The organism is Pseudomonas sp. P5_A12, from assembly GCF_056400685.1.
The window spans coordinates 1-13,406 of sequence record NZ_JBFUKU010000186.1; the positions used below are offsets into that span (position 1 = coordinate 1).

Annotated in this window: 12 protein-coding genes and 1 pseudogene; 8 read left to right on the forward strand and 5 right to left on the reverse strand. The window is 58.7% G+C overall.

The features are described 5' to 3' along the window. Positions 1–72: 72 nt before the first annotated feature. On the forward strand, positions 73–1,329 hold the full coding sequence (gene icd / locus AC1DSG_RS21325; RefSeq protein WP_477792661.1) for an NADP-dependent isocitrate dehydrogenase: 1,257 nt from the start codon (positions 73–75) through the stop codon (positions 1,327–1,329). Between the two features lie 92 nt (positions 1,330–1,421). Here icd and AC1DSG_RS21330 read toward each other — a convergent pair whose 3' ends face one another. Beyond that, positions 1,422–1,703 (reverse strand): cold shock domain-containing protein, encoded by a 282-nt coding sequence (locus AC1DSG_RS21330; RefSeq protein ID WP_477792662.1) that lies wholly within the window; start codon positions 1,701–1,703, stop codon positions 1,422–1,424. Positions 1,704–1,927: 224 nt separating this feature from the next. Between AC1DSG_RS21330 and clpS the strand changes: the two genes are divergently transcribed. Both clpS and clpA read left to right on the forward strand, forming a co-directional pair. Beyond that, complete coding sequence (gene clpS, locus AC1DSG_RS21335) at positions 1,928–2,311, forward strand: ATP-dependent Clp protease adapter ClpS (RefSeq protein ID WP_020799529.1); 384 nt, start codon at positions 1,928–1,930, stop codon at positions 2,309–2,311. A 29-nt stretch (positions 2,312–2,340) separates the two neighbouring features. Beyond that, positions 2,341–4,362 (forward strand): annotated as a pseudogene (clpA, locus tag AC1DSG_RS21340) (ATP-dependent Clp protease ATP-binding subunit ClpA); the annotation flags it as partial. Between the two features lie 224 nt (positions 4,363–4,586). Here clpA and infA read toward each other — a convergent pair. The 4 genes from infA to trxB all read right to left on the reverse strand — a co-directional run bounded on the left by infA (position 4,587) and on the right by trxB (position 7,431). Continuing rightward, entirely contained in the window at positions 4,587–4,805 is a 219-nt protein-coding gene (infA, locus tag AC1DSG_RS21345) for a translation initiation factor IF-1 (RefSeq protein WP_002553999.1), read from the reverse strand. 100 nt (positions 4,806–4,905) lie between these two features. Beyond that, positions 4,906–5,613 (reverse strand): arginyltransferase, encoded by a 708-nt coding sequence (locus AC1DSG_RS21350; RefSeq protein ID WP_477792663.1) that lies wholly within the window; start codon positions 5,611–5,613, stop codon positions 4,906–4,908. Positions 5,614–5,726: 113 nt separating this feature from the next. Next, entirely contained in the window at positions 5,727–6,407 is a 681-nt protein-coding gene (gene aat, locus AC1DSG_RS21355) for a leucyl/phenylalanyl-tRNA--protein transferase (protein WP_477792664.1), read from the reverse strand. A gap of 64 nt (positions 6,408–6,471) precedes the next feature. Further along, positions 6,472–7,431, reverse strand: coding sequence for a thioredoxin-disulfide reductase (gene trxB, locus AC1DSG_RS21360; protein ID WP_477792665.1), 960 nt, complete (start codon positions 7,429–7,431; stop codon positions 6,472–6,474). A gap of 307 nt (positions 7,432–7,738) precedes the next feature. Between trxB and AC1DSG_RS21365 the strand changes: the two genes are divergently transcribed. The 5 genes from AC1DSG_RS21365 to AC1DSG_RS21385 all read left to right on the forward strand — a co-directional run. Further along, positions 7,739–10,144, forward strand: a complete 2,406-nt coding sequence (locus AC1DSG_RS21365; protein ID WP_477792666.1) for a DNA translocase FtsK — start codon at positions 7,739–7,741, stop codon at positions 10,142–10,144. Positions 10,145–10,223: 79 nt separating this feature from the next. Then, positions 10,224–10,847, forward strand: a complete 624-nt coding sequence (gene lolA, locus AC1DSG_RS21370) for an outer membrane lipoprotein periplasmic chaperone LolA (protein ID WP_477792667.1) — start codon at positions 10,224–10,226, stop codon at positions 10,845–10,847. Between the two features lie 54 nt (positions 10,848–10,901). Continuing rightward, positions 10,902–12,224, forward strand: coding sequence for a replication-associated recombination protein A (locus AC1DSG_RS21375; protein ID WP_111448954.1), 1,323 nt, complete (start codon positions 10,902–10,904; stop codon positions 12,222–12,224). Next, positions 12,224–12,598 (forward strand): fluoride efflux transporter CrcB, encoded by a 375-nt coding sequence (gene crcB, locus AC1DSG_RS21380; RefSeq protein WP_477792668.1) that lies wholly within the window; start codon positions 12,224–12,226, stop codon positions 12,596–12,598. The genes AC1DSG_RS21375 and crcB overlap by 1 nt, the downstream gene beginning before the upstream one ends. A 16-nt stretch (positions 12,599–12,614) precedes the next feature. Continuing rightward, positions 12,615–13,406 (forward strand): aminoacyl--tRNA ligase-related protein (locus tag AC1DSG_RS21385; protein WP_477792669.1); only part of this gene is annotated, 792 nt, incomplete at its 3' end.

Genomic DNA, 13,406 nt, shown 5'->3' on the forward strand with positions numbered 1-13,406 from the left:
GGATTGCGCGCCGCTTTAACTGGGTTACGCGCGAACGAAGCCAGATGTTCAATCCAAACAATGGAGTTCAGCATGGGAGACAAGAAGATTCAGGTTCCAGCCGTCGGCGACAAAATTACCGTCAACGCGGACCATTCTCTCAATGTTCCTAACAACCCGATCATTCCCTTCATCGAAGGCGATGGTATTGGCGTTGATATCAGCCCGGTCATGATCAAGGTTGTCGATGCTGCTGTTAAGAAGGCTTACGGCGGCGAGCGCAAAATTTCCTGGATGGAAGTCYACGCCGGGGAGAAAGCGACTCAGGTTTACGATCAGGACACCTGGCTACCTCAGGAAACCCTGGACGCGGTCAAGGATTACGTGGTTTCCATCAAGGGCCCTCTGACCACCCCGGTCGGTGGCGGCATTCGTTCCCTGAACGTGGCCCTGCGTCAGCAACTCGACCTTTATGTGTGCCTGCGCCCTGTGCGCTGGTTCGAAGGCGTGCCGAGCCCGGTGAAAAAGCCAGGTGACGTCGACATGACGATCTTCCGTGAGAACTCGGAAGACATCTACGCCGGTATTGAGTGGAAAGCCGGTTCGCCGGAAGCGACCAAAGTCATCAAATTCCTCAAAGATGAAATGGGCGTCACCAAGATCCGTTTCGACGAAAACTGCGGTATCGGCATCAAGCCGGTTTCGCTGCAAGGCACCAAGCGTCTGGCACGCAAGGCGCTGCAGTATGTGGTCGACAACGACCGCGACTCGCTGACCATCGTGCACAAAGGCAACATCATGAAGTTCACCGAAGGTGCCTTCAAGGAATGGGCCTACGAAGTGGCCGCTGAAGAGTTCGGCGCGACCCTGCTCGACGGTGGTCCGTGGATGCAGTTCAAAAACCCGAAAACCGGCAAGAATGTCATCGTCAAGGACGCCATCGCCGACGCCATGCTCCAGCAGATCCTGCTGCGCCCAGCCGAGTACGATGTGATCGCGACCCTGAACCTGAACGGCGACTACCTCTCCGACGCCCTGGCGGCGGAAGTGGGCGGTATCGGTATCGCACCGGGTGCCAACCTGTCTGACACCATTGCCATGTTCGAAGCCACCCACGGTACTGCGCCGAAATACGCCGGCAAGGACCAGGTCAACCCGGGTTCACTGATTCTGTCTGCCGAAATGATGCTGCGCCACATGGGCTGGACCGAAGCGGCGGATCTGATCATCAAGGGCACCAACGGCGCGATTTCCGCCAAGACCGTGACCTATGACTTCGAACGTCTGATGGACGGGGCGACGCTGCTGTCTTCGTCTGCGTTTGGTGATGCGCTGATCTCGCATATGTAAGCGGCGATGTAGCTGAATCACGGCCACACAAAAACCGCCCGCCTCAATACGTTGAGTCGGGCGGTTTTTTTATAGCCGGATGACGGCTTGCGTCAGCTCGACACCGTTTCTTGTTGGGTGGCGTGCGCGGTCTGTTCGCTAGGGAGCGTGGCAGACGTAATCTTCACAGCATGCAAGCCTTTGGGGCCCTGTACGATCTCGAAGTTGACGATCTGCCCTGCCTTGAGGGTCTTGTAACCGTCCATCTCGATGGCCGAAAAGTGGGCAAAGAAATCTATTTCCTTGCCATCCTCGTCACGACCTTCTCTGGCGTCGGTGTTAATGAAACCGAATCCCTTGGCATTGTTGAACCATTTCACCTTGCCGACCGACATGCTCATATCCCTCTGCAACAGACTCCATCACTGGAGTATCATCCAGTACATCCACAGTCAGTCATATAAATTAGATTGACTCTGCGGACCTTTTTTACCCACTGTGGGCTCTATTGGTTGTAACACCGTTTTACCGATAGTCAAGGTGACCGGGCGGTCAGTGTTGAAATCGTCCATAGCCGCCCCCACCACTGTATTAGCACAACTGACGAACCTTTCTTTCCATGCATGCAATCAGCCAGATTCGACTAACATTCAATCAGGATCGCCCGACTCTCCAGAAAGATCGCCCGGAGGAACACGACGACGATTCCGCAGGCATTGCTGTTCAGGAGGCGAAGCCTGCGTTACAGGCACCGCCGATGTACAAGGTGGTTTTGTTCAACGATGACTACACACCGATGGATTTCGTCGTCGAAGTGCTCGAGGTGTTTTTTAACCTGAATCGCGAGCTGGCGACCAAGGTCATGCTGGCCGTCCATACAGAAGGGCGGGCAGTATGTGGAGTGTTTACCCGCGACATTGCCGAGACAAAGGCCATGCAGGTCAACCAGTACGCCAGGGAAAGCCAGCATCCGCTACTCTGTGAAATCGAGAAGGACGGTTAATCGCCGACCACTTGGGTATGAGGTGAAGCTATGTTCGTGTACTGCAGCGTGCTGTTTTCCACGTACAGAGCTCGGGCAAGCGTGAAGTGACTGGCGCCAACGTGCTGGTCGCCATTTTCAGTGAGCAAGAGAGTCAGGCAGTGTTCCTGCTGAAACAGCAGAGCGTTGCGCGCATTGATGTCGTCAACTACATCGCTCATGGCATTTCCAAAGTGCCTGGGCATGGCGATCACTCTGAAGGTGAGCAAGATATGCAGGACGACGAGGGCGGTGAGTCTTCTTCTTCAGGCAATCCTCTGGATGCTTATGCCAGCAACCTCAACGAACTCGCGCGCCAGGGCCGAATCGATCCATTGGTAGGCCGTGAGCTGGAAGTCGAACGCGTTGCGCAGATTCTGGCGCGCCGTCGCAAAAACAATCCGCTGCTGGTGGGCGAGGCGGGCGTGGGTAAAACCGCGATTGCCGAAGGCCTGGCTAAACGCATTGTCGACAACCAGGTGCCGGACCTGCTGGCCAACAGCGTGGTGTACTCCCTCGACTTGGGTGCCTTGCTGGCCGGGACCAAATACCGTGGCGATTTCGAGAAGCGTTTCAAGGCGCTGCTCAATGAGCTGAAAAAACGTCCACAGGCGATCCTGTTCRTCGACGAAATCCACACCATTATCGGTGCGGGTGCCGCGTCCGGTGGCGTCATGGATGCCTCGAACCTGCTCAAGCCACTGCTGTCCTCGGGTGATATCCGCTGCATCGGTTCGACCACGTTCCAGGAGTTTCGCGGGATCTTCGAGAAGGACCGTGCCTTGGCCCGGCGCTTCCAGAAGGTCGATGTGTCGGAACCTTCAGTGGAGGACACCATTGGCATCCTGCGCGGCCTGAAAGGGCGTTTCGAAGCGCACCACAACATCGAATACAGTGATGAGGCGCTGCGTGCGGCTGCTGAGCTGGCTTCGCGCTACATCAATGACCGGCACATGCCGGACAAGGCCATCGACGTCATCGACGAGGCGGGCGCCTATCAGCGTCTGCAACCGATCGAGAAGCGTGTGAAACGCATCGAAGTTCCTCAGGTCGAGGACATCGTTGCGAAAATCGCGCGGATTCCGCCTAAGCACGTCACCAGTTCCGATAAAGAACTGCTGCGTAACCTTGAGCGTGACCTGAAGCTGACCGTGTTTGGCCAGGATGCCGCCATCGATTCATTGTCGACGGCGATCAAACTGTCCCGTGCCGGACTCAAGTCGCCTGACAAGCCTGTCGGTTCGTTCCTGTTCGCCGGTCCCACCGGTGTCGGTAAAACCGAAGCGGCGCGTCAGCTGGCCAAGGCGTTGGGTATCGAACTGGTTCGCTTCGACATGTCCGAGTACATGGAGCGCCACACCGTATCGCGTCTGATCGGTGCGCCTCCAGGTTACGTCGGGTTCGATCAGGGCGGCCTGCTGACCGAAGCCATCACCAAGCAACCTCACTGTGTGCTGTTGCTCGATGAAATCGAGAAGGCGCATCCGGAAGTCTTCAACCTGCTGCTGCAGGTCATGGACCACGGTACGCTGACCGATAACAACGGGCGCAAAGCGGATTTCCGTAACGTGATCGTCATCATGACGACCAACGCCGGTGCCGAAACAGCAGCGCGTGCTTCGATCGGTTTCACCCATCAGGACCACTCGTCCGATGCGATGGAAGTGATCAAGAAGAGCTTCACGCCAGAGTTCCGCAACCGTCTGGACACCATTATCCAGTTTGGTCGCCTCAGCCATGAGGTCATCAAAAGCGTGGTGGACAAGTTCCTTACCGAGCTTCAGGCGCAGCTGGAAGACAAGCGCGTGCAGCTGGAAGTGACAGACGCAGCGCGCAGCTGGCTGGCAGCAGGTGGCTACGACACGGCAATGGGCGCTCGTCCAATGGCGCGTTTGATCCAGGACAAGATCAAGCGTCCACTGGCCGAAGAGATCCTCTTTGGCGAACTGGCCGACCATGGCGGTGTGGTGCATATCGATCTGAAGGACGGCGAGCTGACCTTCGAGTTCGAGACCACGGCTGAAATGGCCTGACGTTAACCGCTACAAAGCAAAAGGCGCCGAGAGGCGCCTTTTGCTGTCTGCTGACTGATCGTTCCCACGCTCCGCGTGGGAATGCAGCCCGGGACGCTCCGCGTCCCTTCAAAAGCCGAACGCAGAGCGTCCGTTGAGGCATTCCCACGCAGAGCGTGGGAACGATCGGCAAGCGCAGACAAACAAAAACGCCCGGCAGAGCCGGGCGTTTTGTATTGACTTGATTAGCGAGCGCGGTAAGTGATGCGCCCTTTGCTCAAGTCATAGGGCGTCAGCTCGACGCGCACTTTGTCACCGGTAAGAATACGGATGTAGTTCTTGCGCATCTTGCCGGAGATATGCGCGGTTACGACGTGCCCATTTTCCAACTCCACACGAAACATGGTGTTGGGCAGGGTGTCGACGACAGTGCCTTCCATTTCGAAGCTGTCTTCTTTCGACATGCAGTAAAGCCCTCGGTGTCCAATGAATGGCCCGGTGCAACTGCGCCAGGCAAAAGCGGCGTGCATTGTGCCCGAAAAATGGGGTTTAAGCCAAGGGGTTCTAGTTCAGGATGACCCAGCGTTGATTAATCAGCAGCTCGATAGGCCGATATTGGGTCTTGTAGCTCATCTTTTTGCAGTTTTTGATCCAGTAGCCAAGGTAGACAGCGTCCAGTCCGAGGCGGCGGGTCTCGCCGATCTGCCAGAGAATCGCGTAACGCCCCAGGCTGCGGCGTTCTTCGTCGGGTTCGTAAAAGGTATACACCGCTGACAAACCGTTCGGCAGTAAGTCGGTGACAGCCACCGCCAGCAGCCGCCCCTCGAGACGAAATTCGTAGAAGCGCGAGAACGGCAGGTCGCGCACCAGGAAGGTCGCAAATTGATCGCGGCTCGGCGGGTACATGTCGCCATCGGCGTGACGCTGTTCGATATAGCGCTGATAGAGGCCGAAATACTCTTCGGTGAACTGTGCCCTGGCCGGGCGAACCTGTAGGTCGGCATTGCGTTTGAAAATGCGTTTCTGTTGGCGGTTGGGGGTAAATTGCGCCACAGGGATTCGCGCCGGTACGCACGCATTGCAGTTCTGGCAATGTGGCCGGTACAGATGATCGCCACTGCGACGAAAACCCATTTCAGACAAATCTGCGTAGACATGCACGTCCATGGGCTGGCTAGGGTCGAGGAACAGGGTCGTGGCCTGCTCATCTGGCAGATAGCTGCAAGAGTGGGGCTGAGTGGCATAGAACTTCAAGCGCGCCAACTCGGTCATGATCAACCCTCGGGATAAGCTTTGATTTGGGGGCGTTCGTTCCTAATGAGTTTCACCGCCGCGAAACTCATTGGGAGCGCCCCCTAAGTGTAAGCCACGCGCGCAAAAGTCGCTCAGCAAACCCATGTGGCGCGGTTAGGCTGATCCAGATGCTGCGCCAGGTAGCCAGCAAATTCGCGGCGTGCAATCGCCCGGGCGCCGAGGCTGTGCAGATGATCGGTCGGCATCTGGCAGTCGATCAGCACAAAACCCGAGTCTTTCAGATGTCGCACCAGTGTGGCAAAGCCATACTTGGACGCATTGTCGGCGCGGCTGAACATGGACTCACCAAAAAACAGCTGGCCCATCGCCAGGCCGTACAGGCCGCCAACCAGCTCGTCCTGATCCCAGACTTCCACCGAATGCGCGTGACCACGCCTGTGCAGTTCAATGTAAGCGTCCTGCATGGCCTGGGTAATCCAGGTGCCATCAGCGTAATCGCGTGGGGCTGCGCAAGCGCGGATGACGGCGGCGAAATCCTGATCAAAAGTTACTTGATAGCGCTGTTGGCGCAGCAATTTGCCCAGGCTGCGGGAAACATGCAGTTCGTCGGGAAACAGCACCGTGCGAGGATCCGGCGACCACCAAAGAATCGGCTGGCCTTCGGAGAACCACGGAAAACAACCGTGGCGATAGGCCTGAATCAGACGATCGGCAGACAGATCGCCACCCGCAGCCAGCAAGCCGTTGGGGTCGCGCATGGCTTTTTCCAGCGGGGGAAAGGTCAGGGTATTGCGTTGTAACCAAGTCAGCATGGCATCCGGGCTTGCAGAAGGGGAGGGTGGTGGCGGGCTGGCAGGCCCGCCGTAAAGTGTGCCGTTAAACGCCGGGAATGTCGTCGAGGTATTTCTCGGCGTCCAGCGCGGCCATGCAGCCGGCCCCGGCCGACGTGACGGCTTGGCGGTAAACGTGATCGGCGACATCGCCGGCGGCAAACACGCCGGGGATTGCGGTGGCGGTGGCGTCGCCTTCGTTGCCGCTTTTGACTCGCAGATAACCGTCGTGCATGGGCAACTGATCGATAAACAGATCGGTGTTGGGTTTGTGGCMGATGGCGATGAATACCCCGGCCAGCGCCAATTCACGGGTTTCGCCGGTCTGGCTGTCGCGCAGGCGGGCACCGGTCACGCCACTGGCATCGCCCAGCACTTCATCCAGATTCTGATTCCAGTGCAGGCGAATATTGCCGTTGGCCGCCTTTTCGAACAGTTTGTCCTGGAGGATCTTTTCCGAGCGCAACTTATCGCGACGGTGAATCAGATGGACTTCCTTGGCGATGTTCGACAGGTACAAGGCTTCTTCGACGGCGGTATTGCCGCCGCCGACCACCGCCACCACCTGATTGCGATAAAAGAACCCATCGCAGGTCGCGCAGGCTGAAACCCCTCTGCCGGCAAACGTTTCTTCCGAGGGCAGCCCCAGATATTGCGCCGAAGCGCCGGTGGCGATAATCAGGGCGTCGCAGGTGTAGGTGCCACCGTCGCCGATCAGTTCAAATGGGCGCTGTTGCAACTTGGCGGTATGGATGTGGTCGTAGACGATCTCTGTGTCGAAGCGTTCAGCGTGTTTTTGCATCCGTTCCATCAGCACCGGGCCGGTGAGGCCTTCGACGTCGCCGGGCCAGTTGTCGACTTCGACGGTGGTGGTGAGCTGGCCACCGGCCTGTATGCCGGTAATGACAACGGGTTTGAGGTTAGCGCGGGCGGCATACACGGCTGCGCTGTAACCGGCAGGGCCGGAACCCAGAATGATCAAGCGTGAATGCTTCGCTTCGCTCATAAAAACACCTCATAAGCCTTTGTCACGAAAGAGAATGCATGCTCAAATTGACCGCATGCCGTGGTGCTTTTGGCTATGCTACATCCAGCGCCTCAAGCATGGCATCGGACGGGCAAACCCGTACAATGCCTGCGTGCAAGGGGGGTTGTAACAAAATAAGCAGTGCGCGCCGTGTTTATAAAACACCGGGTGCAGTGTTAAAAGTAGTCCCGGTTGCGCCTGTTAACTTTTTTACCTGCCTGGATTGGGCAGTTTTTTATAGTCATTCAACAGATGGACGCGCCCCAGGCGCAGGAAAAGTAACGTTTTGAAGAAATCCACCGCAGCACCCAAAACAGTCGTTCCGCTCTGGCGCCAGCATTTGCACTACCGGCTCAAGGAAGGTGCATTGATCGCCATTGGCGCCTTGTGCCTGTTCCTGATGATGGCCTTGCTGACTTACGGCAAGGACGATCCGGGCTGGAGCCATAACAGCAAGATTGATGACGTGCAGAATTTCGGCGGCCCGGCCGGTTCTTACAGCGCCGACATCCTGTTCATGGTGCTGGGCTACTTCGCCTACATCTTCCCGTTGTTGCTCGCGGTCAAGGTCTATCAGATCTTCCGCCAGCGCCACGAACCGTGGCAGTGGAGCGGCTGGCTGTTCTCCTGGCGCCTGATTGGCCTGGTGTTTCTGGTGCTGTCCGGCGCTGCGTTGGCGCATATCCATTTTCATGCTGCCACGGGCCTGCCGGCCGGTGCCGGCGGTGCGCTGGGTGAAAGCCTCGGCGATCTGGCCAGGAACGGGCTGAATGTTCAGGGCAGCACATTGCTGTTCATTGCCCTGTTCCTGTTCGGCCTGACGGTGTTTACCGACCTGTCGTGGTTCAAGGTGATGGACCTCACCGGCAAGATCACCCTCGACTTGTTTGAACTGTTCCAAGGCGCGGCCAATCGCTGGTGGGCGGCCCGTAACGAACGCAAGCGACTGGTGGCGCAACTGCGCGAAGTTGACGATCGCGTGAATGAGGTGGTCGCGCCAACCGTCACCGACAAGCGTGAGCAGGCCAAGGTCAAGGAACGCCTGATCGAGCGTGAGCAAGCCCTGAGCAAGCACATGTCGGAACGCGAGAAGCAGGTGCCGCCGGTCATTGCACCCGCACCGCCGAAACCGACTGCACCGAGCCAGCGAGTGGAAAAAGAGAAACAGACGCCGTTGTTCATCGACAGCGCCGTGGAAGGCACCTTGCCGCCGATCTCGATTCTCGACCCCGCGGAAAAGAAACAACTCAATTACTCGCCCGAATCCCTGGCTGCGGTTGGCCATTTGCTGGAAATCAAGCTCAAGGAATTCGGCGTCGAAGTCTCGGTGGATTCGATTCACCCAGGCCCGGTGATTACCCGTTACGAAATTCAKCCGGCCGCCGGCGTGAAGGTCAGCCGCATCTCCAACCTGGCGAAAGACCTGGCGCGTTCCCTGGCCGTGACCAGCGTGCGTGTGGTTGAAGTGATTCCCGGCAAGACCACTGTCGGTATCGAGATCCCGAACGAAGACCGGCAGATCGTGCGCTTCTCCGAAGTGCTGTCGACCCCCGAGTACGACAACTTCAAGTCGCCGGTCACCCTGGCCCTCGGTCACGACATCGGCGGCAAGCCGGTCATCACCGACCTGGCAAAAATGCCGCACTTGCTGGTGGCCGGTACGACCGGTTCCGGTAAGTCGGTGGGTGTGAACGCGATGATCCTGTCGATCCTGTTCAAGTCCGGCCCGGAAGACGCCAAGCTGATCATGATCGACCCGAAGATGCTTGAACTGTCGATCTACGAAGGCATTCCGCACCTGCTGTGCCCGGTTGTGACCGATATGAAGGACGCGGCCAACGCCCTGCGCTGGAGCGTGGCGGAGATGGAGCGTCGCTACAAACTGATGGCGAAGATGGGCGTGCGTAACCTGTCCGGCTTCAACGCCAAGGTCAAGGAAGCCCAGGATGCCGGTACGCCGCTGACTGATCCGCTGTACAAGCGCGAAAGCATTCACGATGAAGCACCGCTGCTGACCAAGTTGCCGACCATCGTCGTGGTCGTCGACGAATTCGCCGACATGATGATGATCGTCGGCAAGAAGGTTGAAGAACTGATCGCCCGTATCGCCCAGAAGGCCCGTGCCGCCGGTATCCACTTGATCCTCGCCACTCAGCGTCCGTCGGTAGACGTGATCACCGGCCTGATCAAAGCCAACATCCCGACGCGCATGGCGTTCCAGGTGTCGAGCAAGATCGACTCCCGGACCATCATCGACCAGGGTGGCGCCGAGCAACTGCTGGGTCACGGTGACATGCTCTACATGCCGCCGGGCACCAGTCTGCCAATTCGTGTTCACGGCGCGTTCGTGTCCGATGACGAGGTTCACCGCGTGGTGGAGGCCTGGAAACTGCGCGGCGCGCCGGAATACAACGACGACATCCTCGCCGGTGTCGAAGAAGCCGGCAGCGGCTTTGAGAATGGCGGTGGGGGTGGCGATGATGATGCCGAAACCGATGCGCTCTACGACGAAGCGGTGCAGTTCGTCCTGGAAAGCCGTCGCGCGTCCATCTCTGCGGTTCAGCGCAAACTGAAAATCGGCTACAACCGCGCCGCACGCATGATCGAAGCCATGGAAATGGCCGGGGTCGTGACGTCCATGAACACCAACGGTTCGCGTGAAGTCCTGGCCCCGGGCCCGGTGCGCGACTGATTTGAATCGCGTCCTTAAATTGAAAAGCGGGTGGCGCACACGCGCCGCCCGATCCCCCACGAATGTTATGAGGACTCCCATGCGTCTTATCCGCATGCTGTTGCTGCCGGTACTGGCTTTGACCACGCTCTCGGCCCACGCCGATGACAAGGACGTGGCACGCCTGACCCAATTGCTGGAAAAATCCCAGACATTGACTGCCCGTTTCTCCCAGTTGACCCTCGATGGCAGCGGCACCCAATTGCAGGAAACCACTGGCGACATGTCGTTGCAGCGCCCGGGTCTGTTCTACTGGCACACCAATCCCCCTGCCGAGCAGACCATGGTCTCCGACGGCAAGAAAGTCACCCTGTGGGACCCGGACCTGGAGCAGGCCACGATCAAGAAACTCGATCAACGCCTGACCCAGACGCCTGCATTGCTGTTGTCTGGTGACGTGTCCAAGATCAGCCAGAGCTTCGACATCAGCGCCAAGGAAGCCGGCGGCGTGATCGACTTCACCCTGAAGCCGAAAACCAAAGACACCCTGTTCGACAGCCTGCGTCTGTCGTTCCGTAACGGTCTGGTCAACGACATGCAAATGATCGACAGCGTCGGTCAGCGTACCAATATTCTGTTCACCGGCGTGAAGGCCAACGAGCCGATCCCGGCTTCCAAGTTCAAGTTCGACATCCCAAAGGGTGCCGATGTAATCCAGGAATAACGCCGCTCCCACAGGAGCCCACGGCGTTCAAGTAGTGAGGTTTCGCAAGTAGTGATGGACCTGTTTCGCAGTGCCCCGATAGCTCAGCCCTTGGCCGCCCGCCTGCGTGCGGCCAATCTGGACGAGTACGTCGGTCAGGAACACCTGCTGGCTCGCGGCAAGCCTTTGCGCGAAGCCCTGGAGCAGGGTGCCCTGCATTCGATGATTTTCTGGGGCCCGCCGGGTGTGGGCAAAACCACTCTGGCGCGGCTGCTGGCGGAAGTCTCGGACGCGCACTTCGAAACCGTCTCGGCGGTGCTGGCCGGGGTGAAGGAAATCCGTCAGGCGGTGGAAATCGCCAAGCAACAGGCCGGGCAGTACGGTCGACGCACCATTTTGTTTGTCGATGAAGTGCACCGCTTCAACAAGTCCCAGCAGGATGCCTTCCTGCCGTACGTTGAAGACGGCACGCTGATATTCATCGGTGCGACCACCGAGAACCCCTCGTTCGAACTCAATAACGCCTTGCTCTCCCGGGCCCGCGTGTATGTGCTCAAGAGCCTCGACGAAGCGGCCCTGCGCAAGTTGGTGCATCGCGCACTGACCGAAGAGCGTGGCTTGGGCAAGCGGCAACTGACCCTCAGCGATGAAGGCTTCCAGATGCTGTTGTCCGCTGCTGATGGCGATGGCCGGCGACTGCTGAACCTGCTGGAAAACGCCTCGGACCTGGCCGAAGACAACAGCGAAATCGGCGTCGATCTGCTGCAAAGTCTACTCGGTGACACCCGTCGACGTTTCGACAAGGGTGGCGAGGCGTTCTACGACCAGATTTCCGCACTGCATAAATCCGTACGCGGCTCCAACCCCGATGGTGCGCTGTATTGGTTTGCGCGGATGATCGACGGCGGTTGCGATCCGCTGTACCTGGCCCGGCGCGTGGTGCGCATGGCCAGCGAAGACATCGGTAACGCCGACCCGCGCGCCCTGAGCCTGTGCCTGGCGGCGTGGGAAGTGCAGGAGCGCCTCGGCAGCCCCGAAGGCGAGCTGGCGGTGGCCCAGGCCATTACGTATCTGGCCTGCGCGCCGAAAAGCAACGCGGTGTACATGGGCTTCAAGGCCGCGATGCGCAGCGCCACCGAGCACGGTTCGCTGGAAGTGCCACTGCACCTGCGCAACGCCCCGACCAAACTGATGAAACAACTCGGTTATGGCGACGAATACCGTTACGCCCACGATGAGCCGGATGCCTACGCGGCGGGGGAAGATTATTTCCCGGAAGAACTCGAGCCGCAGCCGTTCTATCAGCCGGTGCCACGGGGTCTGGAGCTAAAGATCGGCGAGAAGCTCAACCACCTCGCCCAGCTTGACCGTTTGAGCCCCCGGCAGCGGAGAAAATAGTGATTCCATTGGTCATCGCGGTGTCCATCGGCGGTGTCGCCGGCACGCTGTTGCGGTTCGCGACCGGAAACTGGATCAACGCTAATTGGCCGCGGCACTTCTATACCGCTACGCTGGCCGTTAATATCGTGGGCTGTTTGCTGATCGGCGTTCTATACGGTCTGTTTTTGATACGCCCGGAGGTGCCGATTGAGGTGCGCGCCGGGTTGATCGTCGGCTTCCTCGGAGGGCTGACGACTTTTTCATCCTTTTCACTGGATACGGTGCGCTTGCTGGAAAGCGGGCAAGTGCCGCTGGCTTTGGGCTATGCGGCGCTCAGCGTATTCGGCGGGCTGCTTGCCACTTGGGCCGGCCTGTCCTTGACCAAACTTTGATAAACGAGAAACCGACATGCTCGATTCCAAACTGTTACGTAGCAACCTTCAGGACGTAGCGGACCGCCTGGCATCCCGTGGCTACACGCTGGATGTTGTGCGCATCGAAGCGCTGGAAGAACAGCGCAAGACCGTCCAGACCCGCACCGAAGCACTGCAGGCTGAGCGTAATGCCCGTTCCAAATCCATCGGTCAGGCCAAGCAACGCGGCGAAGACATCGCGCCACTGATGGCCGACGTCGAGCGCATGGCCAACGAATTGAGCGCCGGTAAAGTCGAGCTGGACGCGATCCAGACTGATCTTGATTCGATCCTGCTGGGTATTCCGAACCTGCCGCACGAGTCGGTGCCGATTGGCGATGACGAAGACGGCAACGTCGAAGTGCGCCGCTGGGGTACCCCGACCGCGTTCGACTTCCCGGTTCAGGACCACGTTGCCCTGGGCGAGAAATTCGGCTGGCTGGACTTCGAAACCGCCGCCAAGCTGTCCGGCGCACGTTTCGCCCTGTTGCGCGGCCCGATTGCCCGCCTGCACCGCGCCCTGGCGCAGTTCATGATCAACCTGCACGTCACCGAGCACGGCTACGAAGAGGCTTACACGCCTTATCTGGTCCAGGCCCCGGCGCTGCAAGGTACCGGCCAACTGCCGAAGTTCGAAGAAGACCTGTTCAAGATCGCTCGCGAAGGCGAAGCCGATCTGTACCTGATCCCGACTGCCGAAGTGTCGTTGACCAACATCGTTGCTGGCGAAATCGTCGATTCGAAACTGCTGCCGATCAAGTTTGTGGCGCACACCCCATGCTTCCGC